Genomic DNA, 23,177 nt, shown 5'->3' with positions numbered 1-23,177 from the left:
TATCGAGTGAATAAACAAAAAAGCCGCGATTTACGCGGCCTTGAATGAGATAATGTTTTTGTCACCAGAGAAGACAGCTTTCCCTAATTTCTTTAATATTCTCCTTTAATTACAAAAAACGAGCCACGAATTGTTCCGGCTAATTTAGACTTCTGCCTAGCAAACTTAAACTTCTCTTCTAACTCCTTTGGTACCTCCATCCCCTCAGAAAGCTTAAAACCAACGGCCCGCTTCTTAGGGTCATCAACCGTATACATGACATTGACCGCAAGACCATCCTCATAAAAGACGTACGCCATTTTGATATTTTCCACTTGAAAACGCGACGTTTCTAAAGGTTTGGCCGCAAACTCAATATCACGTTCAGCTTTCAAAATTCGGTTCACATAATCAAGGGTCTCTTGGCTTTCACTAGCTGGTACAACCGTAAATTCATGCTTATATTTGTTCATAAAGTAACGGGCTTCATTAGCACGTAAACCAGCAAGCGCTTCTACTACAGGTGAAGACTCTAAACCAACCGTAGACACATTGTTAAAATCAACGATATAGGACATTTCCATATCTCTCCTTTTTATCACTTTATTCTACAAACGGGAATCCAGATTTCACCACCTCATTAAAGTTTGCGACTCTTCGGACGTAGCGCCCACGAGGCGATATTTAGTGCAGCATATGAAAGTGGAAGAATAAGATGAAACCCGTAATCACCATAATCGTCCGCAAACGCATGAGATAAAACCGCACCAGTCATTAAAAAGAAGAGACCAGCATGAGCCCATTCTTTAAGCCGAGGAAAACCTGGCACGACGATAGCAATGACTCCAAGCAATTTCCAACTCCCGAGAATGTACGTGATGTATAATGGGAAACCAATATTGGTCACTAACTCGACATTTCCCCCATATCGCATCAGTTGCCCGATACCACTTAACGTAATAGCTATTGCGAGAAATAATGTGACTGTCCAATAAGCAATCATTTTTCCTCGGGGCCGGGTTTCTACTTTCGCGGTTGTTTCCGCACCAATGATCGTACTCATTTTGTTCCTCCTCATAATTTTTGATTCAAGTGAACTTATATTCATGTTCCAAACTTTCCAACTGACTAGCTTCCAATTAGACACCATTTGGTGACACTTTTATTATATGACACCATTTAGTGTCATGTCAACAGCATTTTTAAATTCCACCTGAAAACTGCCCGTTAAACGAAAAGAGGAGCTGCTGTATAGCAACTCCTACACTATTGTACTCCGTTAATTCAATCATAACATCGGCAACTATTCACTGGATGATCTTCTATTGCGAAATTCTTCCGGAGTCAACCCAATAACGGATTTGAAAGCTTTTATAAGATGGGTTTGATCATGATAACCGAGATCTAGTGCCAATTGGGACCAGTTCAGCTCCTCATCCCTGGCCGTCCTTTCTGCGATGTCATGGAGCCGATATCTCTGGATCACCCATTTGGGACTGACGCCCACATACAAATTAAACAAACGTTGCAGTCCCCTTGAATTCATTTGAAAATGGGCAGCAACATGTTCAACCCTTGTCAGTTCCCGATCTGACATCATGTCTTGGTGGATTCGGTTAATCAATTCCACATTGTCATCACGTTCCGGAAGCCTTGAAGTTAAAAAAATTTCCACCGTCTCGACCATTTTCTCTCGGTCCGCCTGCGATAAGATTGCATCCTCAAGCTCTTGTACATTTATATCAAATAAAGCGGTAAGTTTCATTGTTCCATTCGTAATTTGCGACACCGGAATGTTCATGAAAGGATAAAAAGCCCCTGGTCTAAACTTTATGCCAACTATGGTTCCATAGCCTTCGAGCAAGTAACCGAATTTTCCGGTGACAACGCCAACCACCCTTGTGTTGTTCTTCTCAAAAACCATATGGACGCTAGGATGAGGCAGATTTTCTGAAAGAAACGGTTCTTCTCCACGTAAATCCCACTGAACGATCCAGTAGTTCTCCACAAAAAATGCAAGATGCTCCGAAGGTCGAAATAAGGATAACTTAAACTTAGTCTCTGCGGATTTATTGTTTAACATGCCGATTGGTTTTATTTCAGCCGCCATTATTTTACCTCCTGTCGCATTTTTACGATACTTCCCTTTCCTCATGTTGTAATATTTCAATTGGAACGATTATATGAACCATTAAATTTAATAAAGAAAGGTTTGAGATTATGAGCAACACGTTGTCCATTGACAAACAAAGAGAAATTGTTGCAGCAGCAGAGACTGTTTGGAATGTCTTAACTGACCCTGATTTTATTAAACAATGGCTGGGAGTCACTTTCAAGACTGATTGGAAGATTGGCCATCAGATTTCCTTTTCCTTCAGTTGGGATGGCAAAGCTTTCGAAGATAAAGGACATATATTGGAGTTGGAAGCTCCCAAAGTTTTCTCGTATGACTACTGGAGCGGTCTCTCCGGCACAGATGACATCCCCGAAAACTACTCAATCATCAAATTTACGCTATTAAACCAAGATAACAAGACAATTTTAATATTAAAACACAGTAACTTTTGTACTCGGACTATGTACGAACATTCAGATAAGAACTGGGAAGAAACATTGGACAGTATAAAGAAAATTGCTGAAAGAGAATCTTTAATCAACTGATCAATAAACGAAAAGAGGAGCTGCTGTAAAGCAAACTCCTCCATTATCGTTTCCTGTCAGGTAAACAATAGCTACTATGTATCCTTATATAACTTGCTTATGGCCTCACCCATTTGGCACCCTGCCAGGTGTGGATGTAATACCACAATTCCCCATTAGGGGAATTCCAAACGCGTGAAGCGGTTACGGATTGCGGTGTGAAAGTGAGTGAGTTGTTCATCAACGAGTTATCCACATAAGGTGTATTAAGTACGATGGATGCTTCGGTCAGCTCGAGACGCGCATCGCTCTGCTTCACCCCGAGCTTCGCATCGTTCTGGAAATCCCCGGTCAATCGTGAGGAAATTTCCTTGGCCGGGTTGATCCACTTGCCGGAACCGTCCGCTATCACGAAGAACCAGTCTTCTCTTTTTCCGATCGCATGAACGGTTTGCGGCTGCTGCTGCCCCGTTGAATCATTGGAGTAGGAGAAGGGTGTTTTGTAATACTGGAATGGAACGGGAATATCGAGTTTAAGGTCGACCTGCTCTACCCTTTCAAATCCAAGCCCATAAGAGTCATCCGCGTGAATCCATCTAAGTCCCTTCGGGGTATCGATCTGATACCAGACGCTTGGAGGAACCATTCGCGACTGCTGTATATATTTCGCAACGGGCTTCACCACTTGAGGAGTCAGCTTTGGCTCGTCAAGTATCGGTTTTTCGAAGGGCAGCATATACATTTCGCTCTCCTGTGCAATAGTGATCATGCCTTCTACCGGTTCGCCTTTGTATTTCTCGGCATAATGATAGGGGCGAATCCATTTTTCCCCGATCCATGAGGTCCGGATCAAATACCACTTATCATTTGTGTAGCAGGGGGTGTATGGATCGCACACATCGATGGAGGCAACTGCCTGAACCTTTTGTGGGGAGAGTCTATATTCGGTTATTTTCATCGGTGAGTCATAAATGGGGGTCTCCTGTTCTAGTAATGTTAGTGTCTGCTCCTGAACCTCCAACTGGCCGTACTTGTACGCGCCTTCCTTCAAATTAATCCATGCCTCGCCGAGCCATGTTACAACCTTAACTTTATCCATAAGTGTGATGCCGAGCAGCTTGCTGTTCTCGATTGGAGCTAGTTGGACAGACTGGAAGGCGCTTAGCGAGCCGATGGCCTCATTCGGTCTTGTATTGTTACTTGCATACAATGTAAACTCGTCAAGCAGGGTAACATAAGGCATAACGCTAGGTGTAACGAGCTCCTGCTCTGCCTGAGAGGGCCGCGGCCCAGATAGAAAAGCTATAGCTGCTGCCAGCAGTAAAGTTAACCATTTGTTCATGTTCGTCATTCTCCTTTGCCAAATTAGACACGAGATTTACTAGAAAGTTGCTTTTATCTTTTGCCGTCGTCTAGTCCGGTAATGAGGTTAACAACTCTGCCCATTAATGCAACGAAGGCTCCCGATCATGCCGGCAGCCTTGTTTTAAGTATTTATATGGTTATAACTCCCCTGTTAGCTAGCTCAATTACTTAGCTTGAGAGATTCCATTAACAATTTGGGTTAGTGCCTCCTTGATTGGCGTAACTGGACGACCAAGCAGCTTTTCCAAATCGTTGCTTTCGATCTCCAGTGCGCCTTCCCGGATGCCTTGCTGGATACCTACGAGAATAGGGATGACAAAGTCGGGTACTCCCGCACCTTTCATGATTTCGGCATACTTGGCATCATCGACTTGTTGCACGGGAACTTCTTTGCCTAAAACCGTTTCAATAACCGACACTAGTTCTTCTTGAGTCATCAGTTTACCCGAAAGCTCGTAAATGGTATTCTCGTGCCCATCTTCCGCCAGTACTGCTGCAGCTGCCTCCGCATAATCTTGTTGTACGGCCCAGCCTGCCTTGCCCTTTCCGGCAGACGTCACCCACGGCGCTCCTGCCACCACACCTTGAATGTTCCCGATCTCATTCTCCAAGTACCAGTTGTTTCGCAAGAAGGAGTACGGAATGCCCGTTTTGATGATGGCTTCTTCCGTGACACGGTGTACTTGAGCGAGGAACAACTTGCTTTCACTTGCATTGGCTGCACTGGTGTATGCAATAAATCCAACTTGAGCCCGTTGTGCCGCTGCTACCGCATTGGTATGTTGACGAATTCTTGTCTCGTTGTCCCCATCTGCAGATATGATTAACAGCCGGCCGATACCCGCAAAGGCTGAATCCAATGTCTCTGGACGGTCAAAATCCCCATGCCGAACTTCTACTCCTTGAGCTTGTAGTCCTTCTGCTTTTTCTGGATTGCGCACGCTAACAGCTAATTGACTTGCTGGTACAGATTTCAATAATGTTTCTACGACTTTCGATCCCAATCTCCCTGTAGCTCCTGTGACTAAGATTTTCATCTTCGCATTCCTCCAACTATGTTTTGTTGTAATTTCTTTTGTTATAACATGAGCAGTTACAACAATCTTATGAGAAAAACGTCTATCGACGTCCTTTCGAAGATGAGCGACCGCGTTTAGCGGAAGTTTTTATCGCCAATAGGAAAGTTTGTTAAGCACTTTAGTGCTTTAACGTAGTTAAACTTTCCTATGTGGTAAAATAAAAGCTCTTAAAGGAGCTCTCATTTATTTGAATCTTGCTGTAAGTTGACTCAAAGTCGTTTGTGCCAACCTGTGTTCCATAACGGATTGAGCCTCATTCAATTCAGTTTGAAGAACCGCTTCAATATTGCGCCCGACTTGGCATCGCACATTCGAATCTTCGTGAACACGGAATAATTGGTTATCTTCGATCACATTTACAGCGCGATAAACATCAAGAAGCGTAATTTCCTCGGGTGGTTTGCGTAGAGAAGCGCCTCCTACCCCCGGACGTACTTCCAATAACCCTGCTTTTTTTAACATACCCATAATTCTTCGGATGACCACAGGATTGGTGTTTACGCTGCCCGCAATGAAGTCCCCAGTCAATTCGTTCGGATTAAGAGCAATCAGGGAAAGGATATGAACAGCCATTGAAAAGCGCGTGCTTATTTGCTTCAAGCTTATCACCACCGTTGTAACTATAATAGTTATTACCGGGCATAATGTCAATATCCGTATCATCCAACGTTTAAGTCTCGTTTTCGTCAATGACAAAGCCACTAAAATGTACTTCTAGTATAGTGGGATTACTGAATGTGGTAATAGGAAAGGGTTGGCCTTGACTGGCTTCAGTTACCATTATTCCTGAGGCGTTCCTTGCCGCTGCAGTTAAATAGTATTTGTGGGAGCTATCTTTTTTCACATTCCTATCTGTACATTCAAAAGTTGTAGTAATGGTATTGCTAATAATAGAAGGGAGCGAAACGACTGTCCTTAGTTCTGAAAGAGTTCCAGAATCCATAACAGTACAAAGACGTTTTCCAGTAAAAGGAGCATCACGCCAAATACTGAATTGCATGCCTTGCGTCGCTGCCATTATTTGCGTACCTAATGTTTGCGATTGAAGTCCAAAATTCCAAACAATTGTCGCGTAAAGCTCTTGACGATCATTTGGATTGATTCTATTTAATTTAATAGATTTTCCGACTTGAACCTCCGTACCAACGGAATTGGCGATCACTGGTAGATCAAGAGTAGCGATAACTGCACTACCGGGATCCATCGGGTTAGACGATTGATGAAAATCATACCACTTGAGTAATTGTTCTTTGTTCATGCGCATCCTCCTTTTGTGTATGATTGAAGATAGACAACGACGAACTAAGTCTTGTTCTCACCAATAACGAAGCCGCTAAAATGAACTTCCGTAATGGTCGGGGCGTTGATGTTGTTGATCGGTATGGGTTGGCCACCGCCATCTCCAATAAATACATTGAAACCAAAAGTGCCCCCTGTTGAAGCAGTCAAATAATAGTTATGAGTTTCTCCTTTAACGTGTTGATCCGTGCATGCAAATGATGTTGTAAAAGAATTATTAATGATTGTTGGCTGCCCTCCAACCGGGATTAGTTCAGTAAGGCTGCCAGCGTCCAAAACAGTATAGAGACGTTCACCTGTAAAAGGTTTATCGCGCCAAATACTAAATTGCATTTTTTGAGTTGCTACTGTTATTTCCGGACTAGCAATGGAATTAAGGGAAAAATTCCATACGATTGTCGCTTTCAATTCGATGCGATCGTTAGAATGAATACGTTTTAATGTGATCGATCCGGGAATAAGAACTTCCTGACCACCAAAATAACTGGGAACTATAACGGTACTGCCGCCAAGGAGCATGGGATTAGGTAATTCATGATAATCGTACCACTTGAGTAATCGTTCTTTGCTCACACACATCATCCCTCTATCAGATTTACTAATATATTAAATTCAGATCGAATTTCTATTGCTATGGACAAAATACGAGGGTGATATGTGCATTTTATAAAATTACATTATGCGCGACTAATCATATTTGGACATGATTTCCGCGAACAGCCGTTTCATATCACCCACCAACTCCGGTGGTTGCTTTACTGTCACTTCATTGCCCAATCCGATAAAAAATCTGGCATAAAAAGCGAAGTCGCTCTGAGGAATTGGACCTTCCAGCCACCCCGTGCCATCCTCCCGGATATGCAAATGGGAGCCCAACCATAATACAGCCTCGCACATTTGGACGCCTTTTTGGCTTAATTCCGCATAAAGCCCGGCCGACTCCTTCTCCGATTGGAAAAATGACTCCTTGTTTCCAAGATGAACATGCCGCAGATCCATAGGCTCCGTACCGTCAGCATCGTATACCGCCGTATGAATGCGATCGCAACGAAATACGCGAAAATCTTTACGAAGAAAGCAATAAGCCGGACAAAACCACAAGCCGTTGTTGGCATAGATGCCGATCGGTTGTATTTTTCTGCACGCCTTGCGCTTCTCGTATTCGATGAGTAATACCTTTTGTTGAACGGCTGCTTCGAGCAGGATCGATAAATAAGGGGATTCCTGCTGTCTCGTTGGCGTCACGAAATCCACCCGATTTTTCATTTGATCAATGCGATCCCGAATGTCCCCGGACATGTGCAAATAAAATTTGTCCAATGCGGAAGCAGATTCCGTTTCAAAGGGCAGAGAAGAATAATGACGAAGGGCATACACCGCAAAAAACATAGCGACAGCCTCTTCTTCGGAAAATGCGATAGGCGGCAAAATTCTTTCCTTCAACACCTGATAACCGCCGTGGGGACCTACCTCCGAATAAAGCGGGACCCCCAGCTCGCTTAGTTCCTGGAGATCTCTTAACATCGTCCTCGTGGATACGCCGAACTCCATGGCAAGCTCCTTAACCGTAAATTTCCGTTTGCGGTTGACCGTCATCATCAGTTCCAATAAACGTTTCGATTTAGACATGACATGGCTCCAATTTCTTTATAATTTGTGACAACTATTGTCACTATTATCCTATACAATAAGGTTCAAGATCAAATAACAAAAGAAAATGGTGAAGAAAAATGAATAAAATTATCGTGATATTTTTTCTTGTCATGTTCGTTATCGGTACGGATACGTTTTTGATCTCTCCGCTGATTCCGACACTGCAAAGTATGTTCGATGTACCTACTGAAATGGCGGGGTGGATGATGGGAGCTTACACCTTGGGTTCGGCGGCGTTTGCGCTGATTGCCGGTCCATTATCCGATGGATGGGATCGAAAAAAGGTACTCCTTACCGGCCTTACTTGCTTCGCCGTTTCAACATGCTTGTGCGGTTTCTCCGTCAACTTTTGGACCATGTGTTTGTTCCGTTTTTTGGCTGGAGTCAGCGCAGCCTTTACAGCACCGCAAGTGTGGGCAGCCATCCCAACCCTGTTTCCTCCGGCCAAAATCAGCAAAGTACTAGGCATTGCCTACGCAGGGCTCGCTGTCTCTCAAGCGCTCGGCGTGCCGATCGGAAGCCTGCTGGCGGCAGATAATTGGTCTCTTCCCTTTTGGAGCATCGGCCTATTTTCACTGCTTTTGGCAATTGCAGCCTTCTTCGTCGTCCCCAGCATGAAACCGCGCGTCCAGCAAGGTGCTAAGCCATCTATATTAAAAAGATACGTGCCCCTGCTGACAAGCGGCAAAGCGAGAGGCACCTTTCTCGCCTACTTTTTTGTTCATCTGGGGAGCAGCGCCGCCTTTGCTTTTCTCGGGAAATGGATGACGGACCGCTTTTCCCTATCGATTGATGAGGCCGGATATGTGATCATCTTTTTGGGGCTTGGCAATTTGATAGGAAGCATTTGCAGTCCTTACGTGATAAAAGCGTTAAATCAGTTTCAGACTATGGCGGCGGGAATGCTCATCATTATTGCGGCTTATATCGCATTGCCCCATGTGTCGTCGATTTATATCGTCAAAGGCGTTTACTTTTTCATTTTCGCTATTCTCGGTATTCTATTCCCCCTTATGGTGGGGCTGCTGAACAGTTTAAATCCAACGATCCGCGGCACCATTTCAAGTCTGGCCACATCAACTATGAATGCTGCGACAACAGTGGGAGCTTGGGTGGCCGGGATGCTTTATGCGGGATTTAACGGTTATTCTGCTATAGGTATTTTTACGGGGATTTGCCTGGCTTGTTCGCTGCTTGTGTTTATCTTGAGCGGAGTTCTGGCGACTCATGCAGAAAAATCCGAATCAAAAACCGAAACTGTAGCTTAAGGGCGGCTCGAGACAATGCGAATGGGAATTGGGTAAATCCGGGAATGCCGGTAATCCCGGTCTCGCAAGAAAGCAGAAAAAGGGCCTTCAATGGGCCCTTTTTCTTTAACTTAGTAAAAAATTTTCAAGATATTTTTCAATTTTTTCAATTGAAATTATCGAAAATTTTTTATTCTTATAATTTATATAACCCTCATTTATGCACTGAGCTATGGAGCGATTTAAACTTCTAATTGGAGCACAGACCTCGCTTGATAAAATTTGCTTTGTAAGGTAATCCAAATCACCGATTTTATAATGATTATGTATACTTAATAAAATACGATCTTTAGCTGTTAGCAGGGATAACTGCGCCGCGGTATCCGAACTTAAAATTAATTTGGAGGCAAGTTGCTCAATCAAGTAGAAATTAAAATTAAAATCGATTTTCATCCATTCATAAACCTTTGTTTTATGGATCGCTATCGTTTCACAATTTTGTTTCGCAATAACACCGAGCGTTTTAATTTTTTCATTAAAAATTTCTATCTCCCCAAAACAACTATATGAATGATAAACATATAAGGAAAGCATCGTTCCCACAAAAGTCTGTCTATACACTTCTGCAATACCTGAAGTTAAAATATAAAGATAATGATTATGCTCATGCGGATGAATGATAAGACTGCCTTTCTTATGCTTTTTATAAATAAATGCTTCACTAATATGCGCCGGTGCATCATTCACAATATCTTGTAAATTCATTATTTCCACCTTCTTTTTGCTTTTGGTCATTTGACCTGTTTTTCATTATAAGTGGAACTCTATAATAAGACCAAATACGAATTGGAGGTCTTGTTATGAGAAAATTAATTATCGACACGGATACTGGAAGCGATGATGCTGTAGCATTAATTATGGCATTGAAATCAACGGATGTTAAAGTGGAAGCGATAACAACCGTCTGTGGTAACGTCCCGCTGATACTAGCAACTAAGAATGCGCTTATGACAATCGAAGTTGCTCACGGTCAAAAACCGCCTCTTTATGTCGGAGCAGCCAAACCGCTGATGCGCGATTTAGTTACGGCTGTTAATGTTCATGGTGAAGACGGCATGGGAGATTGCGATTTAATTCATCCTACGATTTTGCCGGAAATCAAGCATGCCGTAGATGCGATCCTGGACATTATTGAAAATAACCCTGGAGAAATCGAAATTGTAACCATCGGCCCCGTTACCAATATTGCCCTTGCGATTTTAAAAGCACCTGAAACGATGAAAAAGGTCAAACATATTTTCACGATGGGTACATCTGGTTTTGGCCCTGGAAACACTACACCTGTCGCTGAATTTAATGTGTATGTAGATGCTGAGGCCTATCGTATTATGCTGGGCTCAGGTATACCTATTACTATCATTGGATTTGATGTATGTTTGGGGGAAGCTGCTTTAAACAAGGAAGATATGGATGTATTACTGGCGAGCGGTAAGGAAGAAGCTGTGTTTTCCGTTACATGCAACCGTACCTTGCTTGAATATAATTTGCAAAGAAGCAATGAACATATCGTTGACTTACCTGATGCTGTGGCAATGGGTGTTGTTCTCTGGAATGAAATTGTCGTTGAAGAAAAATTGTGTTACTGCTATGTCTGCACAATAGAAGAAGCTGCCTATGGTCAAGTCATTGTAAATGACGGTAGTAAGCTTGCCATATCAGATGGCTTTGCGGGTCATACCCCTAAAGCAAAAGTATGCAAAACGATTAACAATCCTTTATTTAAAGAAAAATTAATCAGCTTACTAGTCCAATAAAAAATCATGACGATAAAATATGTCCAAGTAAAACCCGAAGAGCTCTCACTACTTCCTACTGGGAAGCACTGAGAGCTCTTTGGCTTTAACCTATCTTTTAACACCATTATTCAATACGGACTTGTGTTCCGTCCACTTGTTATCGCACGAATGTTGATCCATGAAATCACAATGCCCGCTGCGCGAAACGCGTAGCCCACGACAGGAATGTAGCTTAAGAAAGACAATACTACGTTGATAATTGTCATATTGGTTGTACCGTTACGAGTGAGCAGCGCGAGCACCAGACTGACGAATACGAGTGGAATTACCCAGGCACTCGACCATAAATACACAAACGGTATAAGGCCTAGCAAATATCCGATGCCAATACCAATCTCGGATAACAGTTGCAGCAAGTTTAAAATGCGAAGCGTGTCTGGTCGCATGTAGCTCCTCCGTTCCAAAAATAGGTTGCTTTCGTTTACATTGTAGCATACCCTCGGGCAATAATCGTTAGCCCTATTAACGAGCTTTGTCCTTCGGGCAAAGCTCAAAAACCCGGGGTGAGCGTCACTATCGCACCCCGGGTCTGCACTTACACGCCGCTGCGTGCCTCGATTTCAGTGGCGGCGGCACTCTCCTGATGTCCCTGCTGAAGCTGGTACATCTGATAGTAACGGCCGAGCTGCTGCATCAGCTCGTCATGATTGCCCCGCTCGACGATCTGACCATGGTCGAGCACCAGAATCTGGTCGGCGTTTTTAATCGTCGACAAACGGTGTGCAATGATGAAGGTGGTACGCCCCTTCTTCAATACATCGAGCGCGGCCTGAATGACGGCCTCGGTTTCCGTATCGATGCTGGCCGTCGCCTCATCGAGAATCAGAATCGCCGGGTCGAACGCCAGCGCCCGGGCGAAGGAAATTAGCTGCCGCTGGCCGGCGGACAGCGTGCTGCCCTTCTCGATCACGGGCTCATCGATGCCCCGTGGCAAGCTCGCAAACATCTCCGCAGCGCCAACGTCGCGGAGCGCCTGCTCCACCCGTTCCCGGGTGATGGACGGATCGTCCAGACTGACGTTGGACGCGATCGTCCCGGTGAACAGGAACGGATCTTGGAGCACGATGCCCATATGCTGGCGCAGCAGCTGTTTGGGCATGTCGCGCACATCACGGTCGTCTACCGTGATCCGGCCTTCATTCACATCGTAGAAGCGGAACAGCAGGTTCAGGATTGAGCTTTTGCCGGATCCGGTATGGCCGACCAGCGCCACCGTCTGCCCCTGCTTCGCCTCGAAGGAAATATCTTTAAGCACATATTCCCCTTCTTTGTAAGCAAAACGCACATGTTCGAATTTCACATTGCCGAGATAACGCTCGGATTTGCCGGCCGCCACGTCAATGCCCTGCTCGTCGAGCAGCTCGAACACGCGGTCCGCAGATACGATAGCACGCTCCAGATTCGGCAGCTGATTGACGATACCGACCATCGGATGAAACATCCGGTTGAGATAATCGACAAAAGCGTAAAGGACACCGACGGTGATCAGCGAATTCATCGAGCTGCCGCCAACGTACCAAATCAGTCCGAAGAAGAACAGATTTCGAATTACATTCATCAAATTGTGAGAAGTGATGGAGTTTAGACTCAACATTTTGTTCTGGTATTTGGTGTACTCATCATTCAGTTGATCGAATTCCTGGATCGTTTCCTTTTGTCTGCGGAACGCCTGAATGATCGTCATCCCTTGAATCGACTCATTGATCATCCCGTTAATGGAACTGAGGCGCTCGCGAATTTCGTGATTATAACGGGAAGCAAATTTGCGGTACACAATAATCCACACATAGAGCATCGGAATAATCGGCAGCGTAAACAGTGCCAAACGGTAATCCAAGACGAATAAAGCCGCAATGATCCCTACGATATAAATGGTACCGGTAAAAAAGTTTGCCAATACCTGCACATACAAATCCCGTACAGCCTCGGTATCATTCGTGATGCGAGATACGACCTTACCCGCAGGCTGATTGTCAAAATAGTTGATCGGCAGTCGTTGAATCTGCGCAAACACATCGGTCCGCATCCGCTGAATGATGCGATTTGCCGCTGCTTGGAGCAAGTACCGCTGCCCGTACGTAAACACAGCGCCAACAATAATCAGTCCTAGATACAGTCCGGCCAGCCTCATCAGATTGTTAAATTCAGGCTCATAGAACGTATACAGCTCTTGAATGCTGAGCTTCTTCGCCACGTACTCTGCTTGCTCATTGCCTTGCGTGATTATGAGCTTGCTGCCTGCCAATTTTCGAGCGCCATCGAACACTATGGGCTGTTCCACCCACACGAACTGACTGCCCACTTGTAAAATGCGGACTTCCTTCCCTTTCGCTTCGCCTATTGCGAAGTTGTCGCTTCTCTTATAAAACGTACCACCGAAGGGTACAGCTTTAGCCGTTTGCGTCGCAGATGTAGTTTCGTACCACGGCTTCTCGATGCCGAGAATATGGCGGTCGATCATCTGCTTCGCAATGAACGGGCCCGCAAGCTCGGCAGCTACAGCCAGTGCTAAGAATAGCAGCGCGATCAGCAGCGGCTTTTTGAACAATGTCGCATATTGAAATAGTCGTCTTCCTGTATGTCTCAAGGATTCTCACCTTCATTTCTTAGAGGTAGTTTAAAAAATCCACTTTGTCCACATCAGACCACAGTCTGATTGGCGATTAAACTTACATTTTAATGCGGTCGCTCATCCTCGAAAGACTTCGATAAAAGTTTACTCATAACGAAGAATTTCAGGATGTCATATCGACATCGAATCTTGAACGAATCCGGGAAGTCCGGTACTCTCATCTCGCTCCGTTCCTCTTTCTCCGGATTTCGTCCAACCTTCTCGGTTCTGAAAGCGGACTTTTTAAACCCCTATTTTATTACAAAGCCCTAAACCTCGACCTGCTCTTCCAGCTGTTGACGGTCGTACTGTTCTTTGTACCAGCCGCCAAGCGCGATAAGATGCTCGTGCGTGCCTTCTTCCACAACATAGCCTTCATCCAACACAAGGATCCAATCAGCATGTTGTACTGCGGAGAGTCGGTGCGTAGTGATCAACGTTGTTTTGCCGGCGCGTTCGGTGCGAATACCGCGGATGATCTCGGCCTCTGTTTTTGCATCGACTGCGGACAGCGCATCGTCAAGCATGAGAATTTCCGGATTCACATAGAGTGCACGGGCAATGGAAACGCGCTGTTTTTGCCCACCGGATAAGGCAACGCCTTTTTCCCCGACCAGTGTCTCCAAGCCTTCCGGCAGGAATTCCACGTCCTTGCGGAACGCGGCCAACTCCAGCGCTTGAATGAGCTCTTCCTCCGTACCTTTACTTCGGCCGAACATAATGTTCTCTTTCACTGTTTTCGAGAACAGAATCGGCTGCTGCGGTACGTAGCCAATCCAGCCATGCAAAGTGTCTACCGTCAATTGCTCGATCGGGGTATCGGATACGGTGATCGCTCCTTGACCGAGCGGGTATTCTCTGAGCAGCTGCTTGAGCAGCGTCGTTTTGCCGCTTCCTGTTCTTCCAACAATGCCGAGCGTCTGGCCGCGCTGCAGTTGGAAGGAAATATTCACCAGATTATCGATGGATGAGGACGGATAGCGGAAAGTTACTTCCCTGAAAGCAATGGAGTTAGGCAGCAGCAGCGTAGTCGCATCCGGAGCATCCGACACGTCCGGCTTATAGCCGAGCGTTTCATTGACACGGTCGAGGGAGGCATTGCCACGCTGCATGATGTTCATCAACTCGCCAATCGCGAACATAGGCCAGATCAGCATTCCGAGGAACGTATTGAACGAAACGAGTTCACCTAAGGTCAATTCACTATGAAAAACCATGTAACCGCCGTAGCACAACCCGATCAGGTAAGAGATGCCGACGAGGATTTTAACCGTTGGTTCAAATAAAGCGTCGATCATGGCGACGGCGATATTTTTGCGATAGACATCGTCCGTCATCGTTTTGAAGCTCTCTTGGCTTGCTTGTTCCTGCACATAGGCGCGGATTACCCGCACACCGGCGATCGTTTCCAGCACCCGGTCATTCATTTCCCCAAAAGCGTCCTGCGCCTTCATGAATCGTTCATGAATCCGTCCGCCGTAGATCGTAATGGCGATTGCCATGATAGGCAACGGCAGAATCGCGGCAAGCGTCAGCTTCCAACTGATGAGAAAGCCCATCATACCGAGGATCGTCAGCATAAATAACGTGGAGTCGACGAACGTTAAAATCCCGAACCCGGCTGTCGTAGACACCGCCTGCAAGTCATTGGTCGCTCTCGCCATCAAATCCCCTGTGCGATTGCGCTCATAGAACGTGGGAGTCATACGGAGCAAGTGCCTCATGATCCTGGAGCGCAGAATGCGTTCCAATACAAAAGCGCCGCCAAACAGCTGATACAGCCAAACGTACGTCATCGCATAACCAAGTACGATCAATGTGCCCCAAAAGGCCAGAAGCTGGAACAGCTTACTTCCTGTCAAAGTTCCCATGTGTATGCCATCAATCGCATAGCCGATTAGCTTAGGCGGAATAACGTCAATGAATCCGACGATAATTAGCAAGCCCACGGCGACGCTATATCGTTTCCAATTCATCCGAAAAAACCAGCTTAATTTCTTTAATACGGTAAACATCAGGTAGTTCACTCCTCTCAAATGGTGCCTTTTTTGCCTCGCGGCTTTGGCATCGCCGTACACGCAAAAAGGCACATCGCACGCAGCGATATGCCTTCTAAAAAATCATAAAAGCGCACGTTACGAACTTGCTTCGTAACCCGCGCTTCGATAAGCGTTAAAATTGTGATGCTGCAGCAGCCGACGATGAACGATCAGTGGCTCACGGCAGACGGACGGGTTACCGGATATGAAATTGTATGGTTTAAGCTACTCAAATCCCTATGTGCGCTACGATCTAGATCCATAACAATCTCATTCATCTCGAAACCCTCCTTTTCCAAAAGTTGTATGTTCTTCTTCACAGAGGTGATCTTAACACCCCTCGGTCGGATGTGTCAACAGGAGAGAACGACTATAACAAACTTTCAGCTTGACCCAGCCTTTGTCACACATGTTTCACAAATAGGCGGCATATGTTGAAGTAAAGGACATCTTGCAGGGGAGGATTACGATGGTTGATCAGGTTTTTGAATTGATGGGTTGGATTCTTGCATTTATCGTCATTATGGGAGGCACGATTGCTCTCATTGCCCGCTTTATCAGTCGTGACTCGACAAACTATGATATGGAGTTCCTGTGGGATCATCGGTATACGTTGGAGGAACTGGAGTTGAAGTAGCTCGGTGAGAACACGGATATCAATGCGCCATCTGAATTTAAAGTCATGCCAAGACTATCGAAACTAGACTTCATCTGGAATCCAATGTCATCGGATTCAAATCCTCCTGCATGACGCGCAAGAAAGATGAAATCACCAGGATGAACTCCTTTTTATTTACAAATATTTACTTACATCAGTATACCAAACATATGTTCCCGAATCAACGAAATTCTTTCTGTAAAACGACTCATTGTTCTCTCTATTGGATAATTTGCAGCAGAACATTCGCCCTGCCGAGGTCAATCATGCCTACAGTGGATTTCATCCAACGTTTCCTCACAAAATCAGCAACAATGCGGATATGTACCCGATTTCATTGCACAATTTCCAATCCAAGCCTCAGCTATATCGATTTCAACTCGTTCCATTGGACTTTTTCCAATGCAACCAGGGGCGCCCTTATGCCTTATCATCCCGACAGCCGAAATACACTTTATAAATATGAAAAAACCTGGCTGATGATGGCCAGGTCCTTATCTAAAGCCGAACGTTTGGGAACGAACTTGTCTTTGTCAATCCGCCATCTTCTCGTCTGCAAAGATGAAAAATATCGTTAGAGACACGACTGCAGCATCCCCACATGTCTGTAACGATAATAAACATCATACCAGCATCGCTCAGCGTACAACCCTGCTTTTTTTCTCGTCTGTAAGCGTTCAAAACATCGTTCGAGGCACGACTTCATTTCCCCACGCCCACTGCAACGATGAAAAACACCTTTCCAGCGGCAACACTTGCTATTTATTGTTGCACGCTTACAGCTTTCATGGTGGTTAGCCCCTTATTCCAGGTAAAAAAAGGACAACCTATTGGCTGTCCTTTGGAACACTCACACTATGTCGGGTTACTTCGCCAAACTACTTTGCCGCGGGACTAGCCTGTGGCTTTTCTCCGCCAGGATTGTTTTGCCCCTGACCTTGACCCGGGCTTCCCTGTTTAGCTCCGCCTTGGCCTTGGCCTCCTTGTCCCGGCCCGCCGCCCGGACCCTGCATCATTGGTCCGCCGTTCGGATTGAACGGTCTATGTACCATTTGGCCGCCGAGATGTCCGGTATACGAAACGAGGATCACAGCGACAAGCGCCCCCGCCAGATAGATCGGGTTGCGGCCGATCTCTTTCTTTTTCCAAATCAGTAGGCCGACTCTGACAACCGTTAACACGATTGCGGCGAACATGGTCAGTTTCGCATAGAATTCATGCGTATGCACCAGCGGATTCCTGGATTCCTCCGGTCCCGTGATAACGGAAGCAATCGCACCGAGGGTACCCACCAGAAGGCTGAGCCAGCCCGCTGCATGCCATTCCCGCTTCTTCGCAATCAGCGCCAGCAGGTCAAAGACCAGACTGAAGATCAGCAAAGCAATTGGAAAATGGGTAAAAATAAAGTGCGCATTCTTGATCAAGTAGTCCATAGTTACTCTCTCCTCTTCTTTTTCGGTAAAATTCAAACTACATATTGTAGTGTAGTTGATGAAAAAAAGATTCAGGTGAGGGTCACCAGAATCAGCAAAGCTACAATTGAAATCAGGGTGCGCAGGAGCGGCATCCTGAGGGAAAGCTGCGTTTGCGGCTCCAAAATGTGCATGATGCGCAGATTGATCGAAGTTTCCGCAAATGAGGCGTAGGAGACGGACGGTCCGGGAACTTGTCCCTGCAGCTTCAGCATTTTGAGCAGTGCGCTGCCTAAATCCTTTGCGCTGCAGTTGGTGGAGATGGCAAATTGGTCAGCCATAATCTCAATCATAATTTTATATTTATCCAGCACCCATCTGAACAAAGGAATGTACCACATCGAAATGGAAAGCATCGACAGCAGGAAAATCGCCAATGGGTCGCGATGCTGCAGATGGAATTTCTCATGCTCCATGACGGCTTCCAATTCGCTTTGCTCCAGGCGCTGCAGAAGTCCGGTCGACACGACGATTCTCGGTCTGATGACGCCGAGCGTCAAGGCTACAGCGGCATGATTTTGAATGACGACCAAGTCCCGTTCCCTCAATCCGTACTTGCTGCTGTAAATCCGGGTGAGCCGGGTATCTTGGCAGCGAAGCAGCCGCTTGGCGGAACGGGCAGAGACCAGAATCTGCCTGCCGATAACCCAGAAGCACGCGGCGAACGTGTAGAGGACAAGCAGGTGGATCATGTCGCAAACCCACGGCGAACGCAGGATATGAAACAGCTCCAGACATATTTTAAATACGTTAAATGATAGGCGAATTCCGAACAGGATGTGCAAGGAGAAGAAGGTCATTTGCAGTAAAATGAAGCCTGCCGTCGCGAGAGAAGCGTATAGCATCCATTTGGACCGGGTTTCCCACATGTGTTATCTATCCTTTTTCAGTTCTTTGATTTTCTGCTCCAGACGGTCCAGCAGTTCAGGGTCCACCTGATCCAGCGCATCCACCATGTGTACGACAGCTTGCGAGCCGAACTCTTCGATCAGATCGAAGGTGAGTTCCTTGGACTGAGCCTCCATAAAGGCGTCTCGCGTCATCACCGGACGGTACACGAAAGAGCGAATGAGGGAGCGTTTCTGAAGAATGCCCTTCTCCACGAGGCGGTTCATCACCGTCATAACCGTGTTAAAAGAAATAGCTTTCTCCTGATCAAGTTTATGATGGACATCTTTGATCGTGATCTCCGACTCCGCTGCCCACAAAATCTCCATGATTTTAGCCTCGAGCGGACCGAAAAAGCGGCCCAAACCACTGCTTTGAAACTTGAAATTTTGCATTTTCATTGGAAACAACTCCTTACACTACATATTGTAGTAGGAAGGGGGATATCCAGTCAAGCTGTTCATTCGGCGGCTCATTTCGGAGATGATTGACAGCGTGGATACAACGATTTATAATTACTTACATAAAGTTAGTTATTGAAAAATATTTAGCAAAAAGGAGTGGATCCATGATGGATATTCAAATATTTTCTCCCGAACGGCAAGGCGTAGGCCATTTTGATGGCGGAAAATTCGTCGAACAACGTCCAATCAGCTTTCCCGGCGAGAAAACAGCCGTCGACCGCATAGGCTCACTCTTCTATTGGGCTTGGGGTAAGGCAACGGACGTAGCTGAGATCCCGATGCATCCGCATAAAGCGTTCGAGATTGTGACCTATGTCATTGAAGGACTCGTCGAGCACCGCGACTCTCTTGGTTCGCTGCAAACTGTGACGAACGGTGGCGCTCAAGTCATTCAAGCGGGTTCCGGCGTATATCACTCGGAAGCATTCCGCAAAGTCGGAAGCGAAGGGCTTCAAATCTGGTTCGAGCCGAACCTGAACGTGACAGTGAAGCAGCCTGCCACTTACAATCAATATGATAACGAGGCTTTCCCAAGCATCACCGAAGGCGGTACAGCGGTGAAGACCGTCATCGGCGGTGACGCTCCTATCAAGCTCGATACCGATGTCAACATGTACGACTGGACGTTGCAGGCCGGCGCCGAATTCAGCTATAAGCTGGATCCTAGCCGACTTCTGGCTGCGCTCGTCATTCGAGGTCAAGGTACTGCTGCCGCGGCTGCAGAAGCTCATGCTCTGGCGCACAAAGACTTCGCCGTTGTCAAAGCTGCTGAAGCAAGCGAGCTTCTAAGGCTTCAAGCCGATAGCGAACAAGGTTTACGCATCATCGCGATTGAAGTCCCCAAAGATCCAGGTTATTCGCTGTATCGCAAATAATAAATCATTGGAAAACAGCCCTCATCCTTCGCAAGGATAGGGGCTGTTTTGATTTTCACTGGATGCTTTGAAGTCTGGACTTCTCTTGGTTTAACGATTCCTCCGCTTGCTGTACAGCTGGCTGGTCGTGATGCGCCTTGGCTTGCGCCAGCGCTCTTTCCGCCTGCGTAATTGCGTTCTGGGCCTCTTGAATCGTCAGCGGCGTCGGATGAGTCATCGCGTGAGAAACGGCATTATGAACGTTGTCTACCGAATTTTGCGCTGAGGATACCGGGTTTTGCGACTGCCAACTAGAATCTTGGTGGGTCATTGTGTTGCCTGCCTCCTTCAATAAAGCAAATTCCCTACATCGGCTATATTGAGGAAAATGACCTGTTTTTATACCCCGTCGATGTTGAAGCTGCAATATTGACACTGGGACGATCCTGCTAAAGGTGGCTGAGCTATTTATTCAATATGCTGTCTTCCAACACAGCGAATTTATCGCCATACTCTTTAATAATGTGCTTTTCACCCCAATTGCATAAGGAATCCAAAATCGTTTTCAAGCTCCAGCCATATTCGCTAAGCTCATATTCGACTTTGGGAGGAATCTGATGATAAATAATCCGATTCACAATGCCGTCTTGCTCTAGTTCTCTTAGTTGCTGAGTCAGCATTTTTTGAGTAATTCCGGGCATCAGACGTTTTAAATCACTTGTCCTCTTTTTCCCGTGCGTCAAGTGACAAAGAATGACACATTTCCACTTTCCACCGATGACCTCCAGCGTTGCTTCGACCGAAATATTATATTTCTTTTTGACCATCATCTTTTCTCTCCATTCAGGTATGGGAACTTTTTAGTGCCTATAACACTTAAAAGTACGTACTATTCATTTTAAACACGATAATCCATAATAACATGTACCGGCCGGGATCAACAAAAAAAGTAGGAGTGAGACGAATGCTGATAGATAAAAAAAGAAGTATTTTTGCGCTCTTGGCTTTAGCAATTAGCGCCTTTGCGATCGGAACAACAGAGTTTATCAGTGTAGGATTGCTCCCTCTTATCGCTGAAGACTTGCATATATCAGTCACAACTTCCGGGTTAACCGTTACTTTATATGCTCTTGGAGTCACACTGGGAGCACCAATTTTAACGTCCTTGACCTCCCGTATATCACGTAAAACCCTATTGCTGTTGATTATGCTTGTGTTCATAGCAGGCAATAGTCTTGCTGCCACTGCAAGCGGGATTGCCGTTCTGCTGCTGGCGCGCGTAATCTCAGCTTTCTCACACGGCGTATTCATGTCCATTGGTTCCACCATCGCCGCGGAACTTGTATCCGAGAACCGCAGAGCCAGCGCCGTCTCCATCATGTTTTCCGGACTTACTGTAGCTACCGTTACCGGAGTGCCTTTGGGCACCTTGATCGGACAACAATTGGGCTGGCGGGCCGCCTTCATCGCCATCGTTGCAGTCGGCATCCTTGCACTCATTGCCAACTTGGTTCTAGTTCCCTCCAACTTGCGTAAAGGAGCCAAATCCCTGCTTCGCGACCAGCTTAAACTGATTACGCATAAACGGTTGCTGCTTGCTTTTTCCATTACTGCATTGGGGTACGGAGGTACGTTTGTCGTCTTTACTTATTTATCTCCTCTCCTTCACGACATAACCGGATTTAAAGAAAAAACGGTCGCTGCTATCCTCCTTGTATACGGAATCGCTATTGCCATCGGCAATGTTATTGGAGGCAAAGCTGCTAACCGCAGACCTATTTCCGCCTTGTTCTATATGTTTGCCATCCAATCTATAGTGCTCTTTGTTCTGGCTTTCACAGTACCGTTTAAGGCTGCCAGTTTGATAACGGTCTTCTTTATGGGATTGTTCGCTTTCATGAACGTGCCCGGGTTGCAAGTATATGTGGTTTCATTAGCTGAACGATTTGCACCGAACGCCGTCGATGTGGCTTCTGCCGTCAATATTGCGGCTTTTAATGCAGGCATTGCTATCGGGGCATACTTGGGTGGAGTCATTACGGACTCGATCGGCCTGGTTCATACGACATGGGTCGGCGCGTTGATGGTTCTTGGCGCTGTCATTTTAACCGTCTGGAGCCGTGCTCTGGAAAAAAACGATGAAGATGAATCACTAATCGCTAATACACATAAGGAGGCAATTATATAATGACTAAACATTTGCAAGATACAACAACCTTACACAACGGTGTGAAAATGCCCATGTTTGGGCTCGGGGTATTTAAAGTTGAAGAAGGGCAGGAGCTGGTACAGGCTGTGAAATCAGCCATTCGGCATGGTTATCGCAGCATCGATACTGCAGCCATTTACGGAAATGAAAACAGTGTCGGGCAGGGAATTAGCGAAGCTATTTCCGAGTTTTCAATCTCTAGAGAGGAGCTTTTCGTAACCTCAAAGGTTTGGAATGCCGATCTTGGGTACGAGCAGACGCTCGCGGCCTACGAAACAAGCCTGAGCAAGCTTGGCTTAGAGTATCTTGATTTGTACCTCATACATTGGCCTGTACAAGGTAAATATAAAGAGGCATGGAGAGCTTTAGAAACCCTCTATAAAGAAGGCCGGGTTAAGGCCATTGGGGTAAGCAATTTTCAAATCCATCACCTGAAAGACTTAATGAACGATGCTGAAATCAAACCGATGGTGAACCAAGTTGAATTCCATCCGCAATTAACACAGCAGGACCTTCTTCAGTTCTGTAAGGAACAAGACATTCAGATGGAGGCATGGTCCCCGCTTATGCAAGGCCAACTGCTGGATCACCCCGTTTTGAAAGAAATTGGAGAACAACATGGCAAATCGGTTGCCCAAGTCATTTTGCGTTGGGACTTGCAGCATGGCGTAGTCACTATACCGAAGTCTACCAAAGAGCATCGAATTATCGAAAATGCAGCCGTATTTGATTTTGAATTAACCAAAGAAGACATGGCGCGCATCGATCGTTTGAACCAAAATCATCGTGTCGGTCCTGATCCGGACAACTTCGATTTTTAATCCGGTATTCAATAAAAAAACATACAAAAACCCGCACCACTGC

25 protein-coding genes are annotated in these 23,177 nt (G+C 45.9%); 7 read left to right on the top strand and 18 right to left on the bottom strand.

The window, feature by feature from the left end:
- Positions 1-92: 92 nt before the first annotated feature.
- The 3 genes from ACFQZT_RS15060 to ACFQZT_RS15050 all read right to left on the bottom strand — a co-directional run bounded on the left by ACFQZT_RS15060 (position 93) and on the right by ACFQZT_RS15050 (position 2,089).
- On the bottom strand, positions 93-557 hold the full coding sequence (locus ACFQZT_RS15060) for a phage tail protein (RefSeq protein WP_379301195.1): 465 nt from the start codon (positions 555-557) through the stop codon (positions 93-95).
- Between the two features lie 62 nt (positions 558-619).
- Complete coding sequence (locus tag ACFQZT_RS15055) at positions 620-1,042, bottom strand: DoxX family protein (protein WP_379301193.1); 423 nt, start codon at positions 1,040-1,042, stop codon at positions 620-622.
- 240 nt (positions 1,043-1,282) lie between these two features.
- Entirely contained in the window at positions 1,283-2,089 is an 807-nt protein-coding gene (locus tag ACFQZT_RS15050) for a DUF6597 domain-containing transcriptional factor (protein ID WP_379301191.1), read from the bottom strand.
- 110 nt (positions 2,090-2,199) lie between these two features.
- On the opposite strand from ACFQZT_RS15050, the gene ACFQZT_RS15045 reads away from it, so the two are divergent.
- Complete coding sequence (locus ACFQZT_RS15045; RefSeq protein WP_379301189.1) at positions 2,200-2,640, top strand: SRPBCC family protein; 441 nt, start codon at positions 2,200-2,202, stop codon at positions 2,638-2,640.
- A gap of 97 nt (positions 2,641-2,737) precedes the next feature.
- Here ACFQZT_RS15045 and ACFQZT_RS15040 read toward each other — a convergent pair whose 3' ends face one another.
- From ACFQZT_RS15040 to ACFQZT_RS15015, 6 genes are all read right to left on the bottom strand, one after another.
- A complete protein-coding gene (locus ACFQZT_RS15040; RefSeq protein ID WP_379301187.1) occupies positions 2,738-3,961 on the bottom strand; it encodes a hypothetical protein in 1,224 nt (407 codons plus the stop codon).
- Positions 3,962-4,148: 187 nt separating this feature from the next.
- The gene (locus ACFQZT_RS15035; RefSeq protein WP_379301185.1) at positions 4,149-5,021 is read right to left on the bottom strand and encodes an SDR family oxidoreductase; all 873 of its coding nucleotides are present in this window, start codon (positions 5,019-5,021) and stop codon (positions 4,149-4,151) included.
- 225 nt (positions 5,022-5,246) lie between these two features.
- A complete protein-coding gene (locus ACFQZT_RS15030; RefSeq protein ID WP_379301183.1) occupies positions 5,247-5,663 on the bottom strand; it encodes an Rrf2 family transcriptional regulator in 417 nt (138 codons plus the stop codon).
- A gap of 70 nt (positions 5,664-5,733) precedes the next feature.
- The gene (locus tag ACFQZT_RS15025) at positions 5,734-6,321 is read right to left on the bottom strand and encodes a hypothetical protein (protein WP_379301181.1); all 588 of its coding nucleotides are present in this window, start codon (positions 6,319-6,321) and stop codon (positions 5,734-5,736) included.
- A gap of 44 nt (positions 6,322-6,365) precedes the next feature.
- Positions 6,366-6,935, bottom strand: coding sequence for a hypothetical protein (locus ACFQZT_RS15020; protein WP_379301179.1), 570 nt, complete (start codon positions 6,933-6,935; stop codon positions 6,366-6,368).
- A gap of 114 nt (positions 6,936-7,049) precedes the next feature.
- The gene (locus ACFQZT_RS15015; protein ID WP_379301177.1) at positions 7,050-7,991 is read right to left on the bottom strand and encodes a helix-turn-helix transcriptional regulator; all 942 of its coding nucleotides are present in this window, start codon (positions 7,989-7,991) and stop codon (positions 7,050-7,052) included.
- A 101-nt stretch (positions 7,992-8,092) separates the two neighbouring features.
- Between ACFQZT_RS15015 and ACFQZT_RS15010 the strand changes: the two genes are divergently transcribed.
- Entirely contained in the window at positions 8,093-9,283 is a 1,191-nt protein-coding gene (locus ACFQZT_RS15010) for an MFS transporter (protein WP_379301175.1), read from the top strand.
- 105 nt (positions 9,284-9,388) lie between these two features.
- Here ACFQZT_RS15010 and ACFQZT_RS15005 read toward each other — a convergent pair whose 3' ends face one another.
- Positions 9,389-10,027: a Crp/Fnr family transcriptional regulator gene (locus ACFQZT_RS15005; RefSeq protein ID WP_379301173.1), complete on the bottom strand. Its 639-nt coding sequence runs from the start codon at positions 10,025-10,027 to the stop codon at positions 9,389-9,391.
- A gap of 95 nt (positions 10,028-10,122) precedes the next feature.
- Here ACFQZT_RS15005 and ACFQZT_RS15000 point away from each other — a divergent pair, with 95 nt between their 5' ends.
- Positions 10,123-11,076 carry a nucleoside hydrolase gene (locus tag ACFQZT_RS15000; RefSeq protein WP_379301171.1) on the top strand — a complete coding sequence of 318 codons (954 nt, stop codon included), beginning with the start codon at positions 10,123-10,125 and terminating at the stop codon, positions 11,074-11,076.
- A 110-nt stretch (positions 11,077-11,186) separates the two neighbouring features.
- Here the strand turns inward: ACFQZT_RS15000 and ACFQZT_RS14995 are convergent, their stop codons facing one another.
- The 3 genes from ACFQZT_RS14995 to ACFQZT_RS14985 all read right to left on the bottom strand — a co-directional run bounded on the left by ACFQZT_RS14995 (position 11,187) and on the right by ACFQZT_RS14985 (position 15,744).
- On the bottom strand, positions 11,187-11,504 hold the full coding sequence (locus ACFQZT_RS14995; RefSeq protein WP_379301169.1) for a hypothetical protein: 318 nt from the start codon (positions 11,502-11,504) through the stop codon (positions 11,187-11,189).
- A gap of 149 nt (positions 11,505-11,653) precedes the next feature.
- Positions 11,654-13,705 (bottom strand): ABC transporter ATP-binding protein, encoded by a 2,052-nt coding sequence (locus ACFQZT_RS14990; protein WP_379301167.1) that lies wholly within the window; start codon positions 13,703-13,705, stop codon positions 11,654-11,656.
- Between the two features lie 293 nt (positions 13,706-13,998).
- Entirely contained in the window at positions 13,999-15,744 is a 1,746-nt protein-coding gene (locus ACFQZT_RS14985; RefSeq protein WP_379301165.1) for an ABC transporter ATP-binding protein, read from the bottom strand.
- 493 nt (positions 15,745-16,237) lie between these two features.
- Here ACFQZT_RS14985 and ACFQZT_RS14980 point away from each other — a divergent pair, with 493 nt between their 5' ends.
- A complete protein-coding gene (locus ACFQZT_RS14980) occupies positions 16,238-16,405 on the top strand; it encodes a hypothetical protein (protein ID WP_379301163.1) in 168 nt (55 codons plus the stop codon).
- 899 nt (positions 16,406-17,304) lie between these two features.
- Here the strand turns inward: ACFQZT_RS14980 and ACFQZT_RS14975 are convergent.
- The 3 genes from ACFQZT_RS14975 to ACFQZT_RS14965 all read right to left on the bottom strand — a co-directional run bounded on the left by ACFQZT_RS14975 (position 17,305) and on the right by ACFQZT_RS14965 (position 19,187).
- The gene (locus ACFQZT_RS14975) at positions 17,305-17,859 is read right to left on the bottom strand and encodes a DUF2231 domain-containing protein (RefSeq protein ID WP_379301161.1); all 555 of its coding nucleotides are present in this window, start codon (positions 17,857-17,859) and stop codon (positions 17,305-17,307) included.
- A 71-nt stretch (positions 17,860-17,930) separates the two neighbouring features.
- Complete coding sequence (locus ACFQZT_RS14970) at positions 17,931-18,767, bottom strand: M56 family metallopeptidase (protein WP_379301159.1); 837 nt, start codon at positions 18,765-18,767, stop codon at positions 17,931-17,933.
- 3 nt (positions 18,768-18,770) lie between these two features.
- Entirely contained in the window at positions 18,771-19,187 is a 417-nt protein-coding gene (locus ACFQZT_RS14965; RefSeq protein ID WP_379301157.1) for a BlaI/MecI/CopY family transcriptional regulator, read from the bottom strand.
- 167 nt (positions 19,188-19,354) lie between these two features.
- Between ACFQZT_RS14965 and ACFQZT_RS14960 the strand changes: the two genes are divergently transcribed.
- Positions 19,355-20,125, top strand: coding sequence for a pirin family protein (locus ACFQZT_RS14960; protein WP_379301155.1), 771 nt, complete (start codon positions 19,355-19,357; stop codon positions 20,123-20,125).
- Positions 20,126-20,180: 55 nt separating this feature from the next.
- Here the strand turns inward: ACFQZT_RS14960 and ACFQZT_RS14955 are convergent, their stop codons facing one another.
- Positions 20,181-20,435 carry a hypothetical protein gene (locus ACFQZT_RS14955; protein WP_379301153.1) on the bottom strand — a complete coding sequence of 85 codons (255 nt, stop codon included), beginning with the start codon at positions 20,433-20,435 and terminating at the stop codon, positions 20,181-20,183.
- A gap of 133 nt (positions 20,436-20,568) precedes the next feature.
- Positions 20,569-20,931: a winged helix-turn-helix transcriptional regulator gene (locus ACFQZT_RS14950; protein WP_379301289.1), complete on the bottom strand. Its 363-nt coding sequence runs from the start codon at positions 20,929-20,931 to the stop codon at positions 20,569-20,571.
- Positions 20,932-21,068: 137 nt separating this feature from the next.
- Here ACFQZT_RS14950 and ACFQZT_RS14945 point away from each other — a divergent pair, with 137 nt between their 5' ends.
- Both ACFQZT_RS14945 and ACFQZT_RS14940 read left to right on the top strand, forming a co-directional pair.
- Entirely contained in the window at positions 21,069-22,292 is a 1,224-nt protein-coding gene (locus ACFQZT_RS14945) for an MFS transporter (RefSeq protein WP_379301151.1), read from the top strand.
- A complete protein-coding gene (locus ACFQZT_RS14940) occupies positions 22,292-23,134 on the top strand; it encodes an aldo/keto reductase (RefSeq protein ID WP_379301149.1) in 843 nt (280 codons plus the stop codon). The genes ACFQZT_RS14945 and ACFQZT_RS14940 overlap by 1 nt, the downstream gene beginning before the upstream one ends.
- The last annotated feature ends 43 nt before the right edge of the window (positions 23,135-23,177 follow it).

Origin of the sequence: Paenibacillus sp. GCM10027628 (assembly GCF_042676385.1) — a bacterium.
Lineage (GTDB): Bacteria > Bacillota > Bacilli > Paenibacillales > NBRC-103111 > Paenibacillus_E.
Note: the sequence above shows the minus strand (reverse complement) of the source record. Positions and strands in the feature narration are given on the sequence as shown.

Bases quoted from the DNA above. Each gene is read 5' to 3' on its own strand.
- ACFQZT_RS14955 (WP_379301153.1), bottom strand. From the start codon at position 20,435: ATGACCCACCAAGATTCTAGTTGGCAGTCGCAAAACCCGGTATCCTCA.
- ACFQZT_RS15055 (WP_379301193.1), bottom strand. From the start codon at position 1,042: ATGAGTACGATCATTGGTGCGGAAACAACCGCGAAAGTAGAAACCCGG.
- ACFQZT_RS15040 (WP_379301187.1), bottom strand. From the start codon at position 3,961: ATGAACAAATGGTTAACTTTACTGCTGGCAGCAGCTATAGCTTTTCTA.
- ACFQZT_RS15000 (WP_379301171.1), top strand. From the start codon at position 10,123: ATGAGAAAATTAATTATCGACACGGATACTGGAAGCGATGATGCTGTA.
- ACFQZT_RS15025 (WP_379301181.1), bottom strand. From the start codon at position 6,321: ATGAACAAAGAACAATTACTCAAGTGGTATGATTTTCATCAATCGTCT.
- ACFQZT_RS14980 (WP_379301163.1), top strand. From the start codon at position 16,238: ATGGTTGATCAGGTTTTTGAATTGATGGGTTGGATTCTTGCATTTATC.
- ACFQZT_RS15045 (WP_379301189.1), top strand. From the start codon at position 2,200: ATGAGCAACACGTTGTCCATTGACAAACAAAGAGAAATTGTTGCAGCA.
- ACFQZT_RS15005 (WP_379301173.1), bottom strand. From the start codon at position 10,027: ATGAATTTACAAGATATTGTGAATGATGCACCGGCGCATATTAGTGAA.
- ACFQZT_RS15060 (WP_379301195.1), bottom strand. From the start codon at position 557: ATGTCCTATATCGTTGATTTTAACAATGTGTCTACGGTTGGTTTAGAG.
- ACFQZT_RS14970 (WP_379301159.1), bottom strand. From the start codon at position 18,767: ATGTGGGAAACCCGGTCCAAATGGATGCTATACGCTTCTCTCGCGACG.
- ACFQZT_RS15015 (WP_379301177.1), bottom strand. From the start codon at position 7,991: ATGTCTAAATCGAAACGTTTATTGGAACTGATGATGACGGTCAACCGC.
- ACFQZT_RS14950 (WP_379301289.1), bottom strand. From the start codon at position 20,931: ATGGTCAAAAAGAAATATAATATTTCGGTCGAAGCAACGCTGGAGGTC.
- ACFQZT_RS14995 (WP_379301169.1), bottom strand. From the start codon at position 11,504: ATGCGACCAGACACGCTTCGCATTTTAAACTTGCTGCAACTGTTATCC.
- ACFQZT_RS14940 (WP_379301149.1), top strand. From the start codon at position 22,292: ATGACTAAACATTTGCAAGATACAACAACCTTACACAACGGTGTGAAA.
- ACFQZT_RS15050 (WP_379301191.1), bottom strand. From the start codon at position 2,089: ATGGCGGCTGAAATAAAACCAATCGGCATGTTAAACAATAAATCCGCA.
- ACFQZT_RS14945 (WP_379301151.1), top strand. From the start codon at position 21,069: ATGCTGATAGATAAAAAAAGAAGTATTTTTGCGCTCTTGGCTTTAGCA.
- ACFQZT_RS14975 (WP_379301161.1), bottom strand. From the start codon at position 17,859: ATGGACTACTTGATCAAGAATGCGCACTTTATTTTTACCCATTTTCCA.
- ACFQZT_RS15035 (WP_379301185.1), bottom strand. From the start codon at position 5,021: ATGAAAATCTTAGTCACAGGAGCTACAGGGAGATTGGGATCGAAAGTC.
- ACFQZT_RS15010 (WP_379301175.1), top strand. From the start codon at position 8,093: ATGAATAAAATTATCGTGATATTTTTTCTTGTCATGTTCGTTATCGGT.
- ACFQZT_RS14985 (WP_379301165.1), bottom strand. From the start codon at position 15,744: ATGTTTACCGTATTAAAGAAATTAAGCTGGTTTTTTCGGATGAATTGG.
- ACFQZT_RS14965 (WP_379301157.1), bottom strand. From the start codon at position 19,187: ATGAAAATGCAAAATTTCAAGTTTCAAAGCAGTGGTTTGGGCCGCTTT.
- ACFQZT_RS14960 (WP_379301155.1), top strand. From the start codon at position 19,355: ATGATGGATATTCAAATATTTTCTCCCGAACGGCAAGGCGTAGGCCAT.